General features: G+C 59.0%; 18 protein-coding genes and 6 tRNA genes. 7 read left to right on the top strand and 17 right to left on the bottom strand.

Annotated elements, in window-relative coordinates:
- Positions 1–481: 481 nt before the first annotated feature.
- The 5 genes from lnt to miaB all read right to left on the bottom strand — a co-directional run bounded on the left by lnt (position 482) and on the right by miaB (position 5933).
- Positions 482–1993, bottom strand: a complete 1512-nt coding sequence (gene lnt / locus DCS96_RS07765; protein ID WP_116473722.1) for an apolipoprotein N-acyltransferase — start codon at positions 1991–1993, stop codon at positions 482–484.
- The gene (gene corC, locus DCS96_RS07760) at positions 1994–2875 is read right to left on the bottom strand and encodes a CNNM family magnesium/cobalt transport protein CorC (RefSeq protein WP_116473721.1); all 882 of its coding nucleotides are present in this window, start codon (positions 2873–2875) and stop codon (positions 1994–1996) included.
- A gap of 8 nt (positions 2876–2883) precedes the next feature.
- Positions 2884–3354 (bottom strand): rRNA maturation RNase YbeY, encoded by a 471-nt coding sequence (gene ybeY, locus DCS96_RS07755; RefSeq protein ID WP_116473720.1) that lies wholly within the window; start codon positions 3352–3354, stop codon positions 2884–2886.
- The gene (locus DCS96_RS07750) at positions 3351–4385 is read right to left on the bottom strand and encodes a PhoH family protein (protein ID WP_116473719.1); all 1035 of its coding nucleotides are present in this window, start codon (positions 4383–4385) and stop codon (positions 3351–3353) included. Before DCS96_RS07750 ends, ybeY begins: the two co-directional genes overlap by 4 nt.
- A 117-nt stretch (positions 4386–4502) precedes the next feature.
- Positions 4503–5933 (bottom strand): tRNA (N6-isopentenyl adenosine(37)-C2)-methylthiotransferase MiaB, encoded by a 1431-nt coding sequence (miaB, locus tag DCS96_RS07745; RefSeq protein ID WP_116473718.1) that lies wholly within the window; start codon positions 5931–5933, stop codon positions 4503–4505.
- A gap of 164 nt (positions 5934–6097) precedes the next feature.
- Between miaB and DCS96_RS07740 the strand changes: the two genes are divergently transcribed.
- Positions 6098–7267, top strand: coding sequence for an FAD-dependent monooxygenase (locus DCS96_RS07740; protein ID WP_116473717.1), 1170 nt, complete (start codon positions 6098–6100; stop codon positions 7265–7267).
- A 588-nt stretch (positions 7268–7855) separates the two neighbouring features.
- Here the strand turns inward: DCS96_RS07740 and DCS96_RS07735 are convergent.
- The 8 genes from DCS96_RS07735 to pth form a co-directional block, all read right to left on the bottom strand.
- Positions 7856–7930 (bottom strand) — tRNA-Gln (locus DCS96_RS07735).
- Between the two features lie 8 nt (positions 7931–7938).
- Positions 7939–8023, bottom strand: a tRNA-Leu gene (locus tag DCS96_RS07730).
- 4 nt (positions 8024–8027) lie between these two features.
- Positions 8028–8104 (bottom strand) — tRNA-Met (locus DCS96_RS07725).
- Between the two features lie 138 nt (positions 8105–8242).
- Positions 8243–8317 (bottom strand) — tRNA-Gln (locus DCS96_RS07720).
- Between the two features lie 46 nt (positions 8318–8363).
- A tRNA-Gln gene (locus tag DCS96_RS07715) sits at positions 8364–8438 on the bottom strand.
- Positions 8439–8442: 4 nt separating this feature from the next.
- A tRNA-Met gene (locus DCS96_RS07710) sits at positions 8443–8519 on the bottom strand.
- Between the two features lie 305 nt (positions 8520–8824).
- Entirely contained in the window at positions 8825–9916 is a 1092-nt protein-coding gene (gene ychF / locus DCS96_RS07705) for a redox-regulated ATPase YchF (RefSeq protein WP_116473716.1), read from the bottom strand.
- A gap of 14 nt (positions 9917–9930) precedes the next feature.
- Complete coding sequence (pth, locus tag DCS96_RS07700) at positions 9931–10527, bottom strand: aminoacyl-tRNA hydrolase (protein WP_116473715.1); 597 nt, start codon at positions 10525–10527, stop codon at positions 9931–9933.
- A gap of 237 nt (positions 10528–10764) precedes the next feature.
- Between pth and DCS96_RS07695 the strand changes: the two genes are divergently transcribed.
- Positions 10765–11493: a sulfite exporter TauE/SafE family protein gene (locus tag DCS96_RS07695; protein ID WP_116473714.1), complete on the top strand. Its 729-nt coding sequence runs from the start codon at positions 10765–10767 to the stop codon at positions 11491–11493.
- Between the two features lie 89 nt (positions 11494–11582).
- Here the strand turns inward: DCS96_RS07695 and DCS96_RS07690 are convergent, their stop codons facing one another.
- The 3 genes from DCS96_RS07690 to lolB form a co-directional block, all read right to left on the bottom strand.
- Complete coding sequence (locus DCS96_RS07690) at positions 11583–12530, bottom strand: ribose-phosphate pyrophosphokinase (RefSeq protein WP_157953603.1); 948 nt, start codon at positions 12528–12530, stop codon at positions 11583–11585.
- A gap of 293 nt (positions 12531–12823) precedes the next feature.
- Entirely contained in the window at positions 12824–13681 is an 858-nt protein-coding gene (ispE, locus tag DCS96_RS07685; RefSeq protein WP_408645998.1) for a 4-(cytidine 5'-diphospho)-2-C-methyl-D-erythritol kinase, read from the bottom strand.
- Complete coding sequence (lolB, locus tag DCS96_RS07680) at positions 13678–14250, bottom strand: lipoprotein insertase outer membrane protein LolB (RefSeq protein ID WP_157953602.1); 573 nt, start codon at positions 14248–14250, stop codon at positions 13678–13680. The genes ispE and lolB overlap by 4 nt, the downstream gene beginning before the upstream one ends.
- 123 nt (positions 14251–14373) lie before the next feature.
- Between lolB and hemA the strand changes: the two genes are divergently transcribed.
- Genes hemA through kdsA form a run of 5 tightly spaced genes read left to right on the top strand, consistent with a single transcriptional unit; the run spans position 14374 to position 19242 of the window.
- Positions 14374–15630: a glutamyl-tRNA reductase gene (gene hemA / locus DCS96_RS07675; protein WP_116473710.1), complete on the top strand. Its 1257-nt coding sequence runs from the start codon at positions 14374–14376 to the stop codon at positions 15628–15630.
- Positions 15631–15657: 27 nt separating this feature from the next.
- The gene (gene prfA, locus DCS96_RS07670) at positions 15658–16743 is read left to right on the top strand and encodes a peptide chain release factor 1 (RefSeq protein ID WP_116473709.1); all 1086 of its coding nucleotides are present in this window, start codon (positions 15658–15660) and stop codon (positions 16741–16743) included.
- Complete coding sequence (gene prmC, locus DCS96_RS07665; RefSeq protein WP_116473708.1) at positions 16743–17585, top strand: peptide chain release factor N(5)-glutamine methyltransferase; 843 nt, start codon at positions 16743–16745, stop codon at positions 17583–17585. The genes prfA and prmC overlap by 1 nt, the downstream gene beginning before the upstream one ends.
- Positions 17579–18385 carry a SirB1 family protein gene (locus tag DCS96_RS07660; protein WP_116473707.1) on the top strand — a complete coding sequence of 269 codons (807 nt, stop codon included), beginning with the start codon at positions 17579–17581 and terminating at the stop codon, positions 18383–18385. The genes prmC and DCS96_RS07660 overlap by 7 nt, the downstream gene beginning before the upstream one ends.
- Positions 18386–18393: 8 nt before the next feature.
- On the top strand, positions 18394–19242 hold the full coding sequence (gene kdsA, locus DCS96_RS07655) for a 3-deoxy-8-phosphooctulonate synthase (RefSeq protein ID WP_116473706.1): 849 nt from the start codon (positions 18394–18396) through the stop codon (positions 19240–19242).
- A gap of 559 nt (positions 19243–19801) precedes the next feature.
- Here kdsA and DCS96_RS07650 read toward each other — a convergent pair.
- Positions 19802–20206, bottom strand: coding sequence for a group II truncated hemoglobin (locus DCS96_RS07650; protein ID WP_116473705.1), 405 nt, complete (start codon positions 20204–20206; stop codon positions 19802–19804).
- Positions 20207–20577: the final 371 nt, after the last annotated feature.

Below are 20577 nucleotides of genomic sequence, written 5' to 3'. Positions count from 1 at the left end.
AATGGCGGTAACCAGGACCATGTCATGTACAGCGCCTGCGAAACATTGCGCTAAAATAAGATGATAATGTTATAAATGGTCGTCAATGTTAGTAAAAATGGCTTTTCTCGCACCTTTCTGCACGGTGCGCCACCGATTGTGAGAGCAGTCCTGATGACCATGGCAAGGATGGTGCACTGGTATGGGTAATTTATTGATTATGGTTTGTATTCAAACTATTTTTGATTCGGTTACTGCCGTTAGTTTCAGGCATGCCCCCCGTCGCGCGGGTTTGACCCGGCGAGTCAAAGGTTGCCCCTACTGCCGGAGGAAGGCCGTGATCGGGTTTCCATGGTACTGGATACCCCAGTGGCAACGGGCACCGATGCCCGGGGTAGTAAGAGTAGCGCAGCCGGTTGACGTATCAGCTGCGCAGGGTGTTGGCGATCCTGGTCCGGAAAGCGGCTGCTGAGCGAACAGGCCGTTATGGGGACCCTGTGTTTTAGCGGCTAAGCGTCCTAAACTGCAGGCCACGGTGGCGGGAAAGCCAGGCTGCACCCAGCAGGCTGCCGGCCAGCAGCAGCAGCAGGGGGGCGCTGCCGAAGCGGGCATAGGGCGTCAGCCCCCGGGTGCCCATCACCTCGACTTCCAGTACATCGGCCTCGAACTGGGGCAGAGAAGCCTGGAGCTGGCCCTTTTCATCGGTCACCAGGGTCACGCCATTGTTGGTGGCGCGGATCAAGGGTCGACCCAGCTCCAGGGCGCGCATCCGGGCTATTTGCTGATGTTGCCAGGGGCCGATGGACTGACCAAACCAGGTGTCGTTGGACACCGTCAGCAGGTAGTCGGTGTCGGCTTTCATATTGGCGCGTACCAGGGAGGGAAAGGCCACCTCATAGCAGATGGCGAGGCTGAAATGGCGACCGCCGGCTTCGATGTCGGGCTGCCCCTGTTCTCCCCGGGAGAAAGACGACATGGGCAGGTTGAAGAAGGGGGCTATCGGCCGCAGCAGATCGCCGAAAGGCACGAACTCGCCAATCGGCACCAGCTGTTGTTTGTAATAGCGGTTACCATTTTCCGGCCGATAGGGATCCCGGGTCTGTCCCAGGGCAATCACCGCATTGTAGACGGACTCTTCCGACGGGCGGGTCACAATACCGGTCAGCAAGGCCTGACCCCGTTCGCGCATAAAGCCGTCGACCTCTTTCAGCCAGGGCGCCAGGTGTTGCTCCGAGCTGGGTAGCGCCGATTCCGGCCAGATCACCACATCCGCTTCGGTTAATGGTCTGGTGAGTGAAAAATGGCGTTCCAGGCTCTGCTCCAGCTGGCCGGGCTGCCATTTCAGGGACTGGGAGATATTGCCCTGCACCAGTGCGAAGCGACTGGCCTGGGTCGGGCTGACCCACTGGAGCTGGCCGGCACCGAGGGCCAGAGCCCACAATGCCAGGCCCAATACCAGGGGCATGCGCCGGCGTTGCAACAATAGCCAGGAGGCGCCGGCGGAGAGCAACAGCAACCAGCTGATGCCCTGTACTCCCAATATGGGCGCCAGGCCCGCCAGCGGGCCTTCCAGCTGGCTGTAGCCAAACCACAGCCAGGGAAAGCCGGTCATTACCCAGCCGCGCAGCCAGTCCGCCAGCACCATCAATACCGGGAATACCAGCAGCGCCCGCAACGTCTGTTGGCCGGCATAGCGGTTGGTCAGCCAGAGGGCGAGGGCGGTATACAGGCTGAGATAGGCGGCGAGCAGGGCAACCAGCAAGAAGGCGCCGGGCAGGGGGATACCGCCGAACAGGGTCATGCTGACATGGATCCACCACAGGCCGGGCAAAAATAACCCCATGGCCCATACAAAGGCGGTTTTCGCGGCCTGGCGGGGGGAGACATCGAGGCTGGTGACACAGAGCCCCAACAGGGACACCAGCGCCAGCGGCCAGTAGTCGAAGGGGCTAAAGGCTAAAACGCCAAGGGCCCCGCTCAGCAGGGCCCCCGTATACCGCAGATAGTTAGGCACTTATACAGATTCCGACGAGGAGGCTTCTTGGTTGTCGGGTATCTTAACCTGTAATTGCAGCAAACGTCGACGATCGGCATGGGCGACCTTGAACACAAAGCCGTCTATCTTGACCTGCTCGCCCTTGGCGGGCAGGTGGCCGAAGGCATGCATCACCATGCCGCCCACCGTATCCACCTCTTCATCGCTGAAGTGGGTATGAAAATATTCATTGAAATCTTCGATGTCGGTGAGTGCGGCAACCGCATAGACCCGCTTGCTGATCTGGCGAATTTCGTCGCTTTCTTCGGCGTCGTATTCATCTTCGATATCGCCGACAATCAGTTCGAGGATATCCTCTATGGTCACCAGGCCGGAAACCCCGCCGAACTCGTCCACCACAATGGCCATATGGTAACGCTCTTCGCGGAATTCCTTGAGCAGCTTGTCGAGACGTTTACTCTCGGGAACCACTACAGCGGGGCGCAGCACCTTGTCGATAGAGAATTCTTCTTCGGTAAGGCCAAAGCCGTAAGACAGCAGATCCTTGGCCAGCAGTATGCCTTCGATATGGTCCTTGTCTTCATTGACCACGGGGAAGCGGGAATGGGTGGACTCGATGATCATGGGCAGGAAAGAGGAAACCGGCTGGGATTTTTCCACCGTTACCATCTGGGAGCGGGGAATCATGATATCCCGTACCCTGAGCTCGCTCACTTCCAGTACACCTTCGATCATGTCCTTGGTGTCCTGATCGATCAGCTCTCGCTCGCCCGCATCCATTATGACTTCTACCAGCTCTTCACGGCTCTTCGGTTCGCCCTGAAACATCTGGCCCAGCTTTTCAAACCAGTTTTTCTTGGCGGACGAACCGTTCTCAGAGTTCGAATTATCGTCGCTCATGGACCTTGTTAACCCTCATGTTCATCATCCTGATAGGGATTGGCGATTTCCAGATCGGCCAGTATTCCTATCTCCTTAGATTCCATTATCTCGGCTTCGTTATCCTTAATATGGTCAAAACCGAGTAAATGCAAGCAGCCATGTACCACCATGTGCGCCCAGTGGGCAGTGAGCGGTTTGTTTTGCTCTGCGGCTTCCCGCTCCACCACCTGGCGACAGATCACCAGATCGCCCAGCAAAGGCAGCTCGATCCCCGGAGGGGCCTCAAAGGGGAAAGACAACACATTGGTGGGCTTGTCGCGGCCCCGGTAGTCGCGGTTGAGTGCCTGACTTTCGGCCTCGTCGACCAGCCGGACGGTCACTTCGGCTTCTTCTCGCTCGCCGTTCAGGGCGGCGCTCAGCCAGCTTTCCAGCTGTTGTTCGGTAGGCAGGCCCGGCGCCGCGTCACAGGCAATTTGCAGATCCAGCCACAGGGTCATTCGGGTTTGTCCTCGGCAGGTTGGACGGCGCGTTTCTGCTTGTCTTCAAAGGCTTCATAGGCACGCACTATGCGGGCCACCACCGGATGCCGCACCACGTCCTCGGCACGGAAGAAGTCGAAGGACAGACCCTCTACTCCGCTTAGTACCTCGATGGCGTGACGCAGCCCTGATTTGGCGTTACGTGGCAGATCGATCTGGGTGATATCGCCGGTGATCACTGCCTTGGAATTGAAGCCGATGCGGGTCAGGAACATCTTCATCTGCTCGACCGTGGTGTTCTGGCTTTCATCCAGGATGATAAAGGCGTCATTGAGGGTGCGGCCGCGCATATAGGCTAGCGGCGCCACTTCGATGACATTGCGTTCGATCAGCTTTTCGACCCGTTCGAAGCCGAGCATCTCAAACAGGGCGTCATACAGGGGGCGTAGGTACGGATCCACCTTCTGGCTCAGATCACCGGGCAGGAAGCCCAGCTTCTCGCCGGCTTCAACCGCCGGGCGGGTCAGCAGGATGCGACGGATCTCCTGGCGTTCCAGGGCATCGACGGCAGCGGCCACCGCCAGATAGGTCTTGCCGGTACCGGCCGGGCCCACGCCAAAGGTGATATCGTGGCTGAGAATATGGGCGACATACTGGGCCTGATTGGGCGTCCTAGGTTTGATCAGGCCACGTTTGGTCTTGATCACCACTTCTTTGCCGTACTGGTAGCCCTCTTGCGGGTTTTCCCCCTGCTCCAGTACATGGGCTTCCTTGATAGCAAGATGCACCTGTTCCGGGGTCAGGTCAGGTACCGACTGGCCGCGTACTGGCTGGGTCTCGAGATACAGCCGTTGTAGCATCTGGCCGACGGCGTCGGTCATGGCCTTGGGGCCCACTATCTGAAAATGCTGGTTGTGGTAGTTGATTTCCACCCCCAGGCGGCGCTCCAGTTGCTTGATGTTGTCGTCGAAGGGGCCGCACAGGCTGGCTAGGCGCTGGCCATCGGCAGGCGCCAGTTCAAGTTCCAGGGTGGTGACGGGTCGTGTCAAAATAACCTCATGTAATCAAGTGGTAAGCTTGAAGCCGGAAGCCGGAAGTCATTCACTTTCTAGCTTCTAGCTTCTAGCTTCTAGCTTCTAGCTTCTAGCTTCTAGCTTCTAGCTCTATCAGGGTGTAAAGGTGGCGACACCGGTTTCATCGGCTACCCCATCGGGGCGGCGGGCAAGGATGGCGCTGGGCGACACCTGCACCCGCAGACCCATCTCGTCTTCACCACGGAGATAGGTACCACGCAGGCTATGGGGCATCACCTCGGTGATCTCCACATCGGCGAAGCCGCCGATCAGGGTATGGGGACCGACGAAGTTGACCACCCGGTTGTTTTCGGTACGGCCGCGCAGCTCCATGGGATCCAGCTTGGAGGGGCCTTCCACCAGGATGCGCTGGGTGCTGCCCAGCATCTGCCGGCTGATCATCTGGGCCTGATTGTTGATCACCGTCTGCAGCCGGTACAGGCGCGCTTTTTTCTCTTCCATTGGCACATCGTCGGGCAGATCGGCGGCCGGGGTGCCCGGACGGGGGCTGAAGATAAAGCTGAAGCTCATATCGAAACCCACATCCTCGATCAGTTTCATGGTCTTCTCGAAGTCGTCCGCCTCTTCACCGGGGAAGCCGATGATAAAGTCCGAACTGATGGTGATGTCCGGACGTGCCTGGCGCAGCTTGCGGATCTTGGACTTGTATTCCAGTGCCGTATGGGGGCGCTTCATCAGGGTCAGGATACGATCCGAGCCGCTCTGTACCGGCAAGTGCAGGAAACTGACCACCTCCGGGGTGTCCCGGTATACTTCGATGATATCATCGGTAAATTCGATGGGATGGCTGGTGGTGTAACGGATGCGGTCGATGCCGTCGATGGCCGCCACCAGGCGGAGCAGCTCGGCGAAGCTGCAGATCTCGCCGTCATGGGTCTCGCCCCGGTAGGCATTGACGTTCTGCCCCAGCAGGTTGACTTCACGCACGCCCTGCTCGGCGAGCTGGGCGATTTCATAGAGGACGTCGTCCAGCGGGCGGCTGACCTCCTCGCCGCGGGTGTAGGGCACCACGCAGAAAGAGCAATACTTGGAGCAGCCTTCCATGATGGACACAAAGGCGGTGGCGCCGTCGGCACGGGGTTCGGGCAGGCTGTCGAACTTCTCGATTTCCGGGAAGGCCACATCCACCTGGGCGCCATTGCCTTCGAGTACGGATTTGATCATCGCCGGCAGGCGATGCAGGGTCTGCGGGCCGAACACGATATCGACAAAGGGCGCCCGAGAACGAATGGCGTCACCTTCCTGGGAGGCCACGCAGCCACCGACGCCGATGACCAGATTGGGGTTGGCCGCCTTCAGCGGGCGCCAGCGGCCCAGCTGATGGAACACCTTTTCCTGGGCTTTTTCACGAATGGAACAGGTGTTGAGCAGCAGCACATCGGCTTGCTCGGCGTCGTCGGTCAGCTGGTAGCCGTGGGTGGCGTCAAGCAGATCGGCCATCTTGGATGAATCATATTCATTCATCTGACAGCCCCAGGTTTTGATATGAAGTTTTTTGCTCATGGCACTCTTTGATTACCGCAAGGGACATGCATTTTGAACCGGGCATTCTACTCTTTTATCGGCTCACTGACTAGATAATATCCAGGCGGCCGGCCGGCAGATCCTGCCCGATTTCCTGGCCACTTTAAGGTAGAATGGGCTAAAAATCCTGAGGTTACCTGTTTATGGAACGATGTGATCTGGCGATTATCGGCGGCGGCATGGTGGGGGCGCTGAGCGCGGCTCTGCTGGCCTCCAGCGGCCTGGATATACGGCTGATCGAAGCCAAGGCACCGGGCCCGTTTGACGGCACTCAAGAGCATGATTTGCGGATCTCTGCCATCAGCGCCGCTTCAGTGCGCTTGTTACAGCAGGCTCATGTCTGGGAGGCGGTGCTGGCGATGCGCGCCTGGCCCTACCAGGGGCTGGAAGCGAGTGAGTGGCAGGGCTTTGTTACCCGCTTCCACGCCGCCGAGCTGGATGCGGAATATCTGGGTTATATGGTGGAAAATCGGGCGCTGCAACTGTCCCTGTGGCAGGTGCTGGCCGAGTGGCAAAATGTGATTCTGGAATGTCCCAATGGCCTGACCGCCTTGCGCCAACTGGATGACGGCGCCGAGCTGACCCTCTCCGATGGACGGCGGTTACATGCCCGTCTGGTGTTGGCCTGTGATGGGGCCGAGTCCCGTACCCGGAAGTTTGCCCATATAGGGATTACCGCCTGGGACTACGCCCAGCACTGCATGCTGATCAATGTGCGCACCGGTGACACGGCGCAGGATACTACCTGGCAGCAGTTTCATCCTTCCGGTCCCCGGGCCTTCTTGCCGCTTGGCGGAAACCGGGCATCACTGGTCTGGTATGATGCCAAGGAGCGCATCGCCCAGCTGGCAGCCATGTCTCATGAGCAGCTGGCCGAGCAGATCCACAATGCCTTTCCGGCGAGGCTCGGTCCGGTAAGCGTGCTGAACAAGGGGCATTTTCCGTTGCGGCGGCGCCACGCCAATGAGTACACCAAAGGCGCCGTGGTGTTGCTGGGGGACGCGGCCCATACTATCAATCCACTGGCGGGGCAGGGAGTGAACCTGGGCTTCAAGGACGTGGCGCTGTTGAGCGAATTGATCCACCAGGCGGTGGAAGAGGGCCAGGATTTTGCCGGCCCGGCGCTGCTGGCAGAATACAGTCGCCGCCGTCGGCCCGACAACCTGCTGATGCAATCCATGATGGACGTGTTTTATCAGACGTTCAGCAACGACCTGTTGCCGCTCAAGCTGTTGCGTAACCTGGGGCTGAAGGCGGCCGAGCACAGCGGCCCGCTCAAGGCGGCGGTGATGAAATACGCCATGGGGCTGTAACTACGGGGGGCTGGGGATTAAAAGCGGGGATTCGGGAGGATAAAGGGATCTGCTCCGCCGACCCTCCGCGGCAAGAATGGCGCGGTAGAGCCTACATGGATGGTATTCACGGCGTGCCGGAGGGGCTGGCCATTTGTCCGACCTTTGCAGATCGATCAAACAGATCAATTATTTAATCCGTTTGTGTTAGCCGTAATGCAGACAGCAAAAAGCCGACCCAGGGGCCGGCTTCTTGTTTGATATGGTTGGGGTACCAGGATGCAAACCTGGGCATTGAGGCCGAGTTCAAAACCCGCTGCGTTTGGCCCGTAAGCAGACAGCAAAAAGCCGACCCAGGGGCCGGCTTCTTGTTTGATATGGTTGGGGTACCAGGATGCAAACCTGGGCATTGAGGCCGAGTTCAAAACCCGCTGCGTTTGGCCCGTAATGCAGACAGCAAAAAGCCGACCCAGGGGCCGGCTTCTTGTTTGATATGGCTGGGGTACCAGGATGTGAACCTGGGCATTGAGGCCGAGTTCAAAACCCGCTGCGTTTGGCCAGTAAGCAGACAGCAAAAAGCCGACCCAGGGGCCGGCTTCTTGTTTGATATGGCTGGGGTACCAGGATTCGAACCTGGGAATGGCGAGATCAAAACCCGCTGCCTTACCGCTTGGCGATACCCCAATTTTAAATGGTGCGGGAGGCGAGACTTGAACTCGCACACCTTGCGGCGCCAGAACCTAAATCTGGTGCGTCTACCAATTTCGCCACTCCCGCAGAGTGGTGGCTATGGCGGGATTCGAACCTGCGACCCCATCATTATGAGTGATGTGCTCTAACCAACTGAGCTACATAGCCACATAAGCATTGAGTTTCCTCAATGTTTAGCATGAGTCGAAAATATCGACACTGCTTAAAAAAGGCTGTGTATGCAGGTGTTCAAGTTCGGCCGGAGCCTGATATTAAAACCCGCTGTTATCACAGCTTTTACTAAAATGGCTGGGGTACCAGGATTCGAACCTGGGAATGGCGAGATCAAAACCCGCTGCCTTACCGCTTGGCGATACCCCAACAGAAACGGACGACATTTATAACACAATTGTCAGCCATTTAAAAATGGCTGGGGTACCAGGATTCGAACCTGGGAATGGCGAGATCAAAACCCGCTGCCTTACCGCTTGGCGATACCCCAGCAATGGTGGCTATGGCGGGATTCGAACCTGCGACCCCATCATTATGAGTGATGTGCTCTAACCAACTGAGCTACATAGCCACTGCTTTCTCGTTGATGACCTGTCGTCACCGAACGGGGCGCATTATGCGTATCCGGGCCGAAAGCGTCAACCGTTTTTTCCCTAAAAAATGGGTCACCTCAATCGTTTGGCCAGAAAGTAAACGTGTCGTTGAGAGACTATACAAAAGTTGCCGAGATTTACAACATTGTCAGGGAAAGGAATGAGTCTGGTCGGGATCAGGAAGAGAGGATGAGGATGTATAGAGAGGCTGGGGTGGGAAATATTCAATGCTTGGATAAATGAAAAATGGGGGCCGGCGCCCCCATTTCTGTCTGAAATCGACTCAGACGTTAAACAGGAAGTTCATCACATCGCCGTCCTTGACGATATAGTCCTTGCCCTCGGAGCGCATCTTGCCGGCTTCCTTGGCGCCCTGTTCACCCTTGTAGGTGATGTAGTCTTCATAGGCGATGGTCTGGGCGCGGATAAAGCCTTTCTCGAAGTCGGTATGGATCCTGCCGGCGGCCTGAGGAGCGGTGGCACCTACCGGTATGGTCCATGCGCGGACTTCCTTCACCCCGGCGGTGAAGTAGGTCTGCAGGTTCAGCAACTGGTAACCGCCGCGGATCACCCGGTTCAGACCTGGCTCTTCCAGGCCCATATCGGCCATGAACTCGGCGGCTTCTTCCGCGTCCAGTTCGGCAATTTCCGACTCGATGGCGGCGCATACCGGCACCACTATGGCGTTTTCGGCGGCGGCAATCTCTTCCACCTGAGCCAGGTAGGGGTTGTTCTCGAAGCCGTCGTCATTGACGTTGGCGATATACATGGTGGGCTTGATGGTGAGGAAGTTCAGGTAGTCGATAGCCGCCTTTTCTTCCTTGGTGAGCTCGATACTGCGTAATACCCGGGCTTCCTCCAGGGCAGGCAGCAGCTTTTCCAGCACCGTCATTTCAAACTTGGCATCCTTGTCGCCGCCCTTGGCTTTCTTGGCATTACGTTGGATGGCCCGCTCGCAGGTATCCAGATCGGCCAGCGCCAGTTCGGTATTGATGATTTCGATATCGTCCTTGGGCGATACCTGACCGGCGACATGCACTATATTGTCATTATCGAAACAGCGCACTACATGGCCGATGGCATCGGTTTCGCGGATATTGGCGAGGAACTTGTTGCCCAGCCCTTCCCCTTTTGAGGCGCCCGCAACCAGACCGGCGATATCCACAAACTCCATGGAGGTGGGCAGGATGCGCTGGGGCTTGACGATCTCGGCCAGTGCGTCCAGACGCTTGTCGGGCACAGGTACCACGCCGGTGTTCGGCTCTATGGTGCAGAAGGGAAAGTTGGCGGCTTCGATGCCGGCCTTGGTCAGCGCGTTGAACAGGGTGGATTTGCCCACATTGGGCAGACCCACGATACCGCATTTAAAACCCATGATAATGTCCTGATTTATTTGGTTGAGTCGGCATTGAAGGCATGAAGGCGGTTCATTGCCCTGGTCATGCCGTCTTTAAACAGTATATCGGTGGCGCGCATAGCCTCATCGACGCTGGCGTCGAGCAAACCTTGCTCGGCGGCGGGCGCCTTGGTCAGCACATAACCGGCAACCTGGCTTTTATGGCCGGGGTGACCGATGCCGATGCGCAGCCGATAGAAGTCCTTGCTATTGCCCATGCAGGCAATGATGTCCTTGAGGCCATTGTGGCCGCCGTGACCGCCTCCCTGTTTGAAGCGGGCGGTACCCGGTGCCAGATCCAGTTCATCGTGGGCCACCAGGATGGATTCGGGTGGGATCTGGTAAAAATTGGCCAGGGCTGCCACCGCTTTGCCCGAACGGTTCATAAAAGTGGCGGGGATCAACAGGCGAACATCCTGGCCGGCAATCCGCACCCGGCCGGTCCAGCCAAAGAATTTGCCTTCTTCCTTGAGCTGGCCACCATGCTGCCTGGCCAGTTCGGTCACATACCAGGCGCCCGCATTATGGCGGGTTTGGGCGTATTCGGGACCCGGGTTAGCAAGCCCGACAATCAGTTCGATAGGGTGCATAGTGTGCATCGGTCGTGAAAATAACGCCGTATTCTAATTAAGAAGCGGAATAATGACCACCTTGGCTGGCCTAATCCCCCGGAATTGGTATTATACGGATAATTGTTTACAATTTACCCCGTCATTGGTTGTTTGCATTGTAAACGGTTATCCCTTCTAAACGTTCAATCAAATTGTCATCAGAATACCGGACGGTGCCTGCCGTGCCGGCCTTGCTATTTATCGGGACGCTGTATCATGCTGGAATTATTTGCCTGGGCTTTGCTGGCCGGGGTGGTCAATGCCTTGGCCGGTGGCGGCCTGTTTTTTACCCTGCCAGCCCTGCTGGGACTAGGGCTGCCGAGTACCCATGCGGTCGCCACCGCCAGCGTGGCATCCTGGCCCGGTTATATGAGCGCCTTCTGGGGTATGCGTCGCCAGCTTGGCAATGGTCCCTGGCTGGCCTTGAGCCTGCTGGGCCTCGGCGGTGGGACCGCCGGTGCCTTCGCCCTGGTGCAGTTTGATGCCGGCAATTTCAACTACCTGGTTCCCTGGCTGTTGCTGGGGGTCAGTGTGCTGTATGGCCGTCAGCTGCTGAGTCACAAAGGATCCGAGGGCCCCCTGACAATGCGCCCCAAGGCCTTGCCGTTACTGTTCGGTGGCGCGTTTTACGGTGGCTTTTTCGGTGGTGGTCTGGGGGTGCTGCTGATGGCGATAAGCGGTCAAATGCGTCTGGGCTCGAACCTGCAGCAGCATGCGATCAAGCTCTATATCTCGGTACTGGCCAGTGGGGCCACCATAGTGGTATACAGCCTGTCGGGGATGGTGGACTGGCATTCCTGCCTGCTGCTGGCTCTGGGATATCTGGTGGGGGGACGGTGCGGCGGCAGCTTGCTGACCTGGGTAAAACCCAGGCTGCTGGCCTGGATTATAGTGGTGTTCGGGCTGGGACTCAGCGGCTACTACTTTATGCGGTTTTATGGCTAAGGGCTGAGCGGGAGTGAGTGAATGGGGACTGGAATGAACCATAAAAAAACCCGCTTGCGCGGGCTTTTTCAGGCTTCCATCTTGAGCGCTTAGTGCTCGAACATGGCGGAGATGGACTCTTCGTTGCTGATGCGGCGAATGGCTTCGGCCAGCATACCGGACAGAGACAGCTGCTTGACCTTGGACAGGGCAGCGAGTTCCGGGGGCAGCGGAATGGAATCGGTGATGATCACTTCGTCGATCACGGAATCCTTGATGTTTTGGGCGGCAGTACCGGAGAACACCGCATGGGTGGCGTAGGCGAATACCCGCTTGGCACCACGGTTTTTCAGGGCTTCGGCTGCTTTGCACAGGGTGCCGCCGGTGTCGATCATGTCATCGACAATGACGCAATCACGGCCTTCAACATCACCGATCAGGTGCATTACCTGAGAGACATTGGCACGGGGGCGGCGCTTGTCGATGATGGCGATGTCGGTATCTTCCAGCAGCTTGGCCACGGCGCGAGCTCGCACTACACCACCAATATCCGGTGAAACCACTACTGCATCCTGCAGGCCCTTGGCGCGCATGTCTTCAAGCAGTACCGGGGTGCCGAATACGTTGTCAACCGGGACATCGAAGAAGCCCTGGATCTGTTCGGCATGCAGATCGACGGTCAGCACCCGGTCAACGCCCACGCTGGACAGGAAGTCGGCCACTACCTTGGCGGTGATCGGCACCCGGGCAGAACGCACGCGTCTGTCCTGGCGGGCATAGCCAAAGTAGGGGATCACTGCGGTAATGCGGCCTGCGGATGCGCGGCGCAGGGCATCTACCATGACGATCAATTCCATTAAGTTGTCATTGGTCGGAGCACAGGTAGACTGGATGATGAAGATATCGCCGCCACGTACATTTTCGTTGATCTGCACGCTGATTTCGCCGTCGCTGAAGCGACCGACATCGGCGGCACTCAGTTTAATAAAAAGACGATCGGCGATACGTTGGGCGAGTTCCGGCGTTGCATTACCAGCAAACAGCTTCATGTCAGGCACGGTGTAAAACCTCGGGGTTGCTTCATGGGTGGCGAGGCTGGACGGGGCCGTGAACCCGTTTACAGGCAATATTATTACCTGCTATCCAACCTGATTTTTTTGAATTCTAGTCTTGTTTGTGAATCACTGCAGGTGGCCAGAACCCGAGAGTATCGGGCGCTCAGTCAGTTTACGCCTGCCTGTTCTGCAAACATCACTTATAGGCAGCGGACGGCCCTCTTTACCAGGGAGAACGCGGGCCCTTTCCCTCGTTCCGTCAGCGCTGCTTTACGCCAGCCTTAGTGGCAAGCACGTTATTGGGGGCTTCGTTCAAGGGCGTTCAAGGCGCCGAAAAGGGGCGATATATTGCATCCTTTGGCGACAAAACCCGTGACCGAATCGGGAACCTGCGCCAGTACTTTTTCGGCCGCCGAGCGGCTCTCAAAAGTGGCGAAAATACAGGCGCCCGTGCCCGTCATTCTTGACGGCGCGTATTCTAGCAACCAGCCAAGGAGCTTGGCAACCTCGGGGTGTCGCTTTTTGACCAGGCCCTCGCAATCGTTTTCCCAGGGCAGGAGCAGGCGTTGCTCCAGAGGGAGTACCGGGCTGTTCCTGGGCAGATCCGGATCGGTAAAAATGGCCGCCGTCGCCACCGACACGCCCGGGCTCAGCACCAGATACCAGGGTTCGGGCGGGGTAGCGGGGGTCAGGATATCACCCACGCCTTCTGCGAAGGCGGCCTGACCCTTGACGAACACAGGCACATCGGCACCCAGGCTCAGGCCAAGGTTGGCCAGCTGCTCCAGATCCAATCCCAGGTTCCAGAGCTGATTCAGTCCCACCAGGGTGGTGGCGGCATCGCTGGAGCCGCCGCCCAGGCCGCCGCCCATCGGCAGGCGCTTGTTCAGTGCGATGCGGGCTCCCAGACGGCAGCCGGTGTGCCGCTGGAGCAGGCGGGCAGCACGCAGTATCAGGTTGTCTTCCGGTGCGACCCCGGGCAAGGCAGGGGACAGGGTCAACGTGCCGTCTGTGGCCGGGGTAAAGGTCAGGGTATCGCCAAAGTCGACAAACTGGAACAGGGTCTGCAGGTTGTGATAGCCATCACACCGTCGGCCGGTAATATATAGAAACAGGTTCAGCTTGGCCGGTGCCGGCAAGTTCAGGGTCATCACAACAGCTCCCATTGGCTGATGGCCAGGCGCAGCGTGGTACCGGCATGGGTCAGGGTGAGGTGGCTGGGTAGCCAGAGGCCGTTGATCCGGGTATAGCCCTGGTATTCCAGACGCCAGTCGTTGGACACCAGTATTTTCGGTCGGCCGTTGTCGTCATATTCCACCCTGTCCGCTTCGCCGGGCAGGCCCTTGATCCAGCTGGATAACTGCTCTACCGGCAGATCCCAGCCGGTCAGCCTGAATACCAGATCCCTGGCGTTGGCGGCACTATGGAGCTGTCCCTCGCTGTCGGTGAGCACTATCTGCTGCCGTTGCCGGTTGAGATCGAATACCCGTTTGCCAACCACATTGGTCAGGTTGAGCCGGTAGTCGTCCCGGTTTTGACGCCAGAACAGGCTCAGGCTGCCCCGTTCATCGGGAGTGATGATGCCCAGGCGGGCGGACAGTTCCCAATGCTGCAGTTTGGCCAATACCGCCTGCTGGGCCTGCCAGGAGCCGGCCGGAGCCTCAGCGGCCCGATAGGCACAGCCGGAGAGCAGGAGTACCAGGGATAACAACAGAAAACGCACGACAGACTCCAGACAGGGATTTTGCGCAAGTATAAGGGCAGAGAGGGCGGCTTTTAAAGCCCTACCCTTTCTCGTACAATGGTCGGCTATTCCGAAAGATGTTGTGAGCCCGATAAAACCCTCATGAGCCTGCTGGTACTGGGAATCAATCATAAGACAGCGTCCGTCGCCCTGCGCGAACGGGTGGCCTTTGGTCCGGATGTGGCGTCCAGGGCCCTGGACGAGCTGATGCTCACCCAGGGTGTAGAGGAAGCGGTGATCGTGTCCACCTGCAACCGCACCGAGCTGTACTGTTCCCTGAACGAAGGGGAAGGAGAACAGGTCCGTCATTGGCTGCAACAATTTCACCGCCTGGACGGCGATGAACTGACCTCCTGCCTGTACCAGCATCATGGCGAAGAGGCGGTGCGTCACCTGATGCGGGTCGCCTGTGGCCTGGACTCCCTGGTGCTGGGAGAACCGCAGATCCTAGGTCAAATCAAGCAGGCCTATAGCCAGTCACACCAGGTGGGTAGCCTGAAGGGGATACTGGAGCGCTTGTTTCAGAAGTCCTTTTCGGTGGCCAAGCGGGTACGCACCGAAACCGAGATCGGGGCCAGTGCAGTGTCTGTTGCCTTCGCGGCGGTGAACCTGGCCAAGCGGATCTTCTCCGATTTAAGCCGCACCCGGGTACTGCTGGTCGGCGCCGGCGAAACCGTCGAGTTGGTGGCACGGCATTTAAGGGAGCAATCGGTGACCCGGATGATGGTCGCCAACCGAACCCTGGAACGGGCCCAGGGCCTGGCCCAGGAGTTTGGTGCCCAGGTCATGACCCTGGAGCAGATCCCGGAATACCTGCCCCAGGCCGATATCGTAATCAGTTCCACCGCCAGCCCGCTGCCGATCATCGGCAAGGGCATGGTGGAACGGGCGCTCAAGGCCCGCCGTCATAATCCCGTCCTGTTGGTGGATATTGCGGTGCCCCGGGACATAGAACCGGAGGTAGACGAGCTTGGCGATGCCTACCTGTATACGGTCGACGATTTGCAGGGCATTATCGAGCAGAATCAGGAAGCCAGGAAGCGGGCCGCCGGCCAGGCTGAACGCATTATCCTGGAAGAGCGGGACGCCTTTATGGGTTGGTTCCGTTCCCTCCAGTCGGTGGATCTTATCCGTACCTACCGGGCCCAGGCCGATAGGGTGCAACAGCAGGAGCTGGAGCGGGCCCTGCAGTCCCTGGCCCAGGGAGAAGAAGCGGCCAAGGTGGTCCAGCAACTGGCCCGGCGGCTGACCAACAAGTTGATACATACCCCCACCCAGGCCCTTGGCCAGGCAGGCAAGGACGGCGATCAGGAAATACTGGCCGTGCTGGCCCAAAGCCTGGGCATCAATCAGCCTTAACACAGCCGACAGCGGCGAGACACCATAATGAACATATCGATACTGAAAAAACTGGAAGGCCTGCTGGAGCGCTATGAAGAGGTGCAGGCCCTGCTGGGTGAACCTGCGGTCATCAATAATCAGGAAAAATACCGGACCCTGACCCGTGAATATGCCCAGCTCGAAGATGTGGTCGGCTGTTTTCGTCGTTATCAGCAGGCTCAGGAAGATCTGACCGCGGCCGAAGAAATGCTGGCGGAAGAGGATAGCGAGCTGAGAATGATGGCGGCAGAAGAGATCGACAGTGCCAGAACCACCATTGAAACCCTCGGCCATGAGCTTCAGATCCTGTTGTTGCCCAAGGATCCGAAAGACGACAGCAACTGTTTCCTGGAAATTCGGGCCGGGGCCGGCGGTGACGAGGCGGCCATCTTTGCCGGTGATCTGTTTCGGATGTACAGCCGGTATGCCGAACAGCAGCGCTGGCGGTTGGAGGTGGTCAGCGCCAGCGAGGGCGAGCACGGCGGCTTCAAGGAAATCATTGCCCGTATCGAAGGCCCGGGTGCCTACGGCCGACTCAAGTTCGAGTCCGGCGGTCACCGGGTCCAGCGGGTGCCGGAAACCGAATCCCAGGGGCGTATCCACACGTCCGCCTGTACCGTCGCCGTGCTGCCGGAGATACCGGAGGCGGAAGCGCCGGAGATCAACAGCGCCGACCTCAAGGTGGACACCTTCCGTGCCTCCGGTGCCGGTGGTCAGCATGTCAACAAGACCGACTCCGCCATCCGCATCACCCACCTGCCCACCGGCATGGTGGTGGAGTGCCAGGACGAACGTTCCCAGCATAAGAACCGCGCCAAGGCGATGGCCGTGCTGGCCTCGCGTCTGGCCCAGATGGAGCAGGACAAACGTCATGCGGAGGAACAGAGTACCCGCCGCAACCTGCTGGGCTCGGGCGACAGATCGGATCGTATCCGCACCTATAATTACCCCCAGGGGCGGGTATCGGATCATCGTATCAACCTGACCCTGTACCGATTGAGCGAAGTGCTGGAAGGCCAACTGGATATGCTGACCCAACCGATAGTGCAGGAATACCAGGCCGACATGCTGGCCGCGTTGGCGGAGCACTGATGCGCCTGGATGCCCTGAAACAACAGCTTCGCCGGCGGTTGCACGACAGTGAGTCGGCTGCGCTGGATACCGAGCTGCTGCTGTGTCGGGTACTGGGCAAACCGCGCAGCTTTTTGCTGACCTGGCCCGAATTCGAGCCGGATGAAGCCCAGATGGCGGCGCTGGAAGCCTTGGTGCAACGCCGGCTCCAGGGCGAGCCGATGGCCCATATCCTGGGCGAGAAGGAATTCTGGTCGCTCAGCCTGGAGGTGTCGGCCGACACCCTGATCCCCAGGCCGGATACGGAAACCCTGGTGGAAGCCGCCCTGGCTCGCCTGCCGGACAGACCCGCTACCCTGGTGGATCTGGGAACCGGCACCGGTGCCATCGCCCTGGCGCTGAAGAGCGAACGGCCGCAAGACAGGATATTGGCGGTGGAGTTTAATCCGGAGGCGGCGGCCCTGGCCCGTCGCAATAGCGCACGCCTGGGCTTGCCGATTGAGGTGAGACAGGGCAGCTGGTTTGCGCCCTTAACCGGCTGCCGTTTCGATATGATTGTGTCCAACCCTCCCTATATCGATGCCGCCGATCCTCACCTGAACGCCGGTGATGTGCGTTTCGAACCCGCCTCGGCGCTGGTGGCCGGGCAGCAGGGAATGGCGGATCTGGTTACGCTTATTACCCAGGCCCCCGATTTCTTGCGGCCGGGTGGCTGGTTGCTGCTGGAGCATGGCTGGACGCAGGGGGCGGCGGTGCGTCAGCGCCTTATCGGGCAGGGGTATCAACAGGTCGGCAGCCTGCGGGATCTGGGGGGACAGGAACGCGTCACCCTGGGGCTCTGGCCCGGGGAGGAACTATGTTGAAAAGCAAGGTAAGCAGCCACTGGCAGGCATTGAATGAACGTAGCCTGATGACCCTGGCGCTGGACGTGGTGGAAAGCCTCTATGGCCCCAATGCCAGAAACAAGGCGGAAGCCCGGCTGCTGGAGCTGGAATTGGAACTGGCCCGGCAATTGGAGGCCGAGCCGGATGCGAATGCACTGCTCGACGGCCTGTATCGGCAACTGGGTGTTGTCGGTGACTGGGAACGCTTTTTCTCTATCGACAATGCGCTGATGGATCGGGTACTGGAGCGGAGCAAGGGGCTGCCGGTGACCCTGGGGATCCTGCTGCTGCATCTGTGTGACAGGCACCGGATCCGCGCCGAGGGCATTTGTTTTCCGGGGCATTTCCTGGTGCGCCTGTGGCAGGGGGGGGAGCCACAGATCGTCGATCCCTTCACCGGCCAACGGCTCGACTCCGGGGCGATGGACAAATTGCTGCGCGGTACCCTGGGCAACCTGGCCAAGGTCACCCCCGAACATCTGAAGGCGGCGGACAAGGCTGATGTACTGGAACGGCTGATCAATGTCACCAAGGCCGCCTTTCTTTTTGACAAGCAGTTTTCTCAGGCCCTGGCCTGCAGCCAGCTGCTGCTGCTGCTCAAGCCGGACTGCCCCTATGAAATCCGTGACCGGGGCTTCCTGTTCGAGCAGCTCGACTGTGCTCAGCTGGCGGCCAAGGATTTCGAATTTTTTATCCAGCACTGTCCCGACGACCCGATCGCCGACGTGCTGCAAGCCCAGATAGCGGCCCTCGATCTGGGCCCTCACACCCTCCATTAGGAGCCGAGATGAAAACCGTTACTATCGATCAGATCTCCGTCGCCAACGACAAGCCCTTCGTACTGTTTGGCGGCATCAATGTACTGGAGTCCCGGGAGCTGGCTCTGAAGGCCTGCGAGCACTACGTGCAGGTCACCGACAAGCTGGGTATTCCCTATGTGTTCAAGGCCAGCTGGGACAAGGCCAACCGTTCTTCCATCCATTCCTTTCGTGGTCCGGGCCTGGAAGAAGGCATGAAGCTGCTGGCCGAGATCAAGGATACCTTCAAGGTACCGGTGATCACCGATCTGCACGAGCCCTGGCAAGCGGCACCGGTGGCGGAGGTGGCCGACGTTATCCAACTGCCGGCCTTCCTGGCCCGCCAGACCGATTTGGTGGAGGCCATGGCCAGGACCGGCCGGGTGATCAATATCAAGAAACCCCAGTTTTTAAGCCCGGGGCAGATGAAGAACATCGTCGACAAGTTTATCGAGTGTGGCAATGACCAGTTGATCCTGTGCGAACGGGGTGCCAATTTTGGCTACGATAACCTGGTGGTGGATATGCTTGGTTTCGGGGTGATGAAAAAGGCCACCGGCGGTGCACCGATAATCTTTGACGTGACCCACGCCCTGCAGTGCCGGGATCCCCTGGGAGAGGCTTCCGGCGGACGTCGGGAACAGGTGGTGGATCTGGCCCGCGCCGGTCTGGCAACCGGCCTGGCTGGCCTGTTCCTGGAGGCTCACCAGGATCCCGACCGTGCCAAATGCGATGGTCCCAGTGCCCTGCCACTGGCCAAGCTCGAACCCTTCCTGGCCCAGCTCAAGGCCCTGGATGAACTGGTGAAAAGCTTCGCCCCGCTGGATACGGCGAGCTAAAGCCAACAGTCAAAAACTTGAAGTGGGAAGATGGCATCCGTGGCTTCCCATTGCCGCGGTGGGAAAGACGACCCGCCGCGATGCGCCTGCAGGCCCATAAACCTGCCTGATGGCCTGGCAGCCATATCGCCGCGAGGTCGCGCCTCCCACATACTTGAAACCGGTCAAAATGTTCGATGGCCTGGCGGCCATCTCGCCGTGAGGTCGGGCCACCTACAGGAGTGTTCGCCGGTTTCGGGATCTGCTGTGGGAGGCGTTCTTTGTGGGAGCGTCGACCCCGGCGCGATAATATCCGAAGGATATTTAATGGCCTGAGCCAACCGCCCCGGTCTTCCACATACCTGAGTCCCTGAGTCTGGTGAAAATATTTGATGCCCTGCCAGCCATATAGCCCGGGGTCGGGCCTGCTGCCGTGGCCTAGGTTTCCACCAGACAGCTTGTTGTCAGGAGTCACTCTGACCCACAATTTCCCGCTTCCCGCTTCCCGCTTCCCGCTTCCCGCTTCCCGCTTCCCGCTTCCCGCTTCCCGCTTCCCGCTTCCCGCTTCCCGCTTCCCGCTTCAGTCCTGGTTGCGGCAACGCTCGGCCGGTACACTCAAGGCGCGCAGCAGGTAGGCCTTGAAGTCCTCGGCAAACGGCTGTTGTGCCAGCGCGTCGGCCATGCAGGCTAGCCAGGCGTCCCGTTCGGCCGCGCCTATGACCAGGTGGCGGTGCGACTGGGGTATGCTGATGGGGCCGTATTTTTCCCGGTACAGCGAGGGCCCTCCCAGCCAGCCGCACAAAAAGCGGGTCAGCTTGTCCCTGCTCTCGGTCAGATCCCGAGGATGCATGGCCCGGATATGGGCCGAATCCGGCCGCTGGTCCATGGCCCGGTAAAAATCGTCCACCAGCCGACGCAGTCCGGATTCGCCCCCGGCGGCTTGAAAAGAGGTGTCACCCCGCCCGTAGGCGGAAGGCTCCAACATCGATAGCTCCTTATCTGATATCTGAAATACCGGTTATTGTACCGCAACCATGTGGGGCCTGTATTCAACATATCAGGGGGAAAGCGGTGACCTTTGTGGGAGCGTCGACCCCGGCGCGATAATATCCGAAGGATATTTAATGGCCTGAGCCAACCGCCCCGGCCTCCCACATACCTGAAACGGGTGAAAATATTTGATGGCCTGGCGGCCATATCGCCCCGAGGTCGCGCCTCCTACAGGATTATTGCCGGGTTTGGGATCTGCAGTGGGAGGCTACCCGCCGCGATGAGTCTGAAGACCTGTGAAAATGCTGATGGCCTGTCGGCCATATCGCCCCGAGGTCGGGCCTTCTACAGAAGTGTTCGCCGGGT

Source organism: Zobellella maritima (assembly GCF_003075035.1).
In the GTDB taxonomy this organism is placed as follows: domain Bacteria; phylum Pseudomonadota; class Gammaproteobacteria; order Enterobacterales; family Aeromonadaceae; genus Oceanimonas; species Oceanimonas maritima.
Note: the sequence above shows the minus strand (reverse complement) of the source record. Positions and strands in the feature narration are given on the sequence as shown.

Bases quoted from the DNA above. Each gene is read 5' to 3' on its own strand.
- DCS96_RS07660 (WP_116473707.1), top strand. From the start codon at position 17,579: ATGTTGAAAAGCAAGGTAAGCAGCCACTGGCAGGCATTGAATGAACGT.
- DCS96_RS07650 (WP_116473705.1), bottom strand. From the start codon at position 20,206: ATGTTGGAGCCTTCCGCCTACGGGCGGGGTGACACCTCTTTTCAAGCC.
- kdsA (WP_116473706.1), top strand. From the start codon at position 18,394: ATGAAAACCGTTACTATCGATCAGATCTCCGTCGCCAACGACAAGCCC.
- hemA (WP_116473710.1), top strand. From the start codon at position 14,374: ATGAGCCTGCTGGTACTGGGAATCAATCATAAGACAGCGTCCGTCGCC.
- DCS96_RS07695 (WP_116473714.1), top strand. From the start codon at position 10,765: ATGCTGGAATTATTTGCCTGGGCTTTGCTGGCCGGGGTGGTCAATGCC.
- prfA (WP_116473709.1), top strand. From the start codon at position 15,658: ATGAACATATCGATACTGAAAAAACTGGAAGGCCTGCTGGAGCGCTAT.
- pth (WP_116473715.1), bottom strand. From the start codon at position 10,527: ATGCACCCTATCGAACTGATTGTCGGGCTTGCTAACCCGGGTCCCGAA.
- ybeY (WP_116473720.1), bottom strand. From the start codon at position 3,354: ATGACCCTGTGGCTGGATCTGCAAATTGCCTGTGACGCGGCGCCGGGC.
- miaB (WP_116473718.1), bottom strand. From the start codon at position 5,933: ATGAGCAAAAAACTTCATATCAAAACCTGGGGCTGTCAGATGAATGAA.
- DCS96_RS07740 (WP_116473717.1), top strand. From the start codon at position 6,098: ATGGAACGATGTGATCTGGCGATTATCGGCGGCGGCATGGTGGGGGCG.
- corC (WP_116473721.1), bottom strand. From the start codon at position 2,875: ATGAGCGACGATAATTCGAACTCTGAGAACGGTTCGTCCGCCAAGAAA.
- prmC (WP_116473708.1), top strand. From the start codon at position 16,743: ATGCGCCTGGATGCCCTGAAACAACAGCTTCGCCGGCGGTTGCACGAC.
- ychF (WP_116473716.1), bottom strand. From the start codon at position 9,916: ATGGGTTTTAAATGCGGTATCGTGGGTCTGCCCAATGTGGGCAAATCC.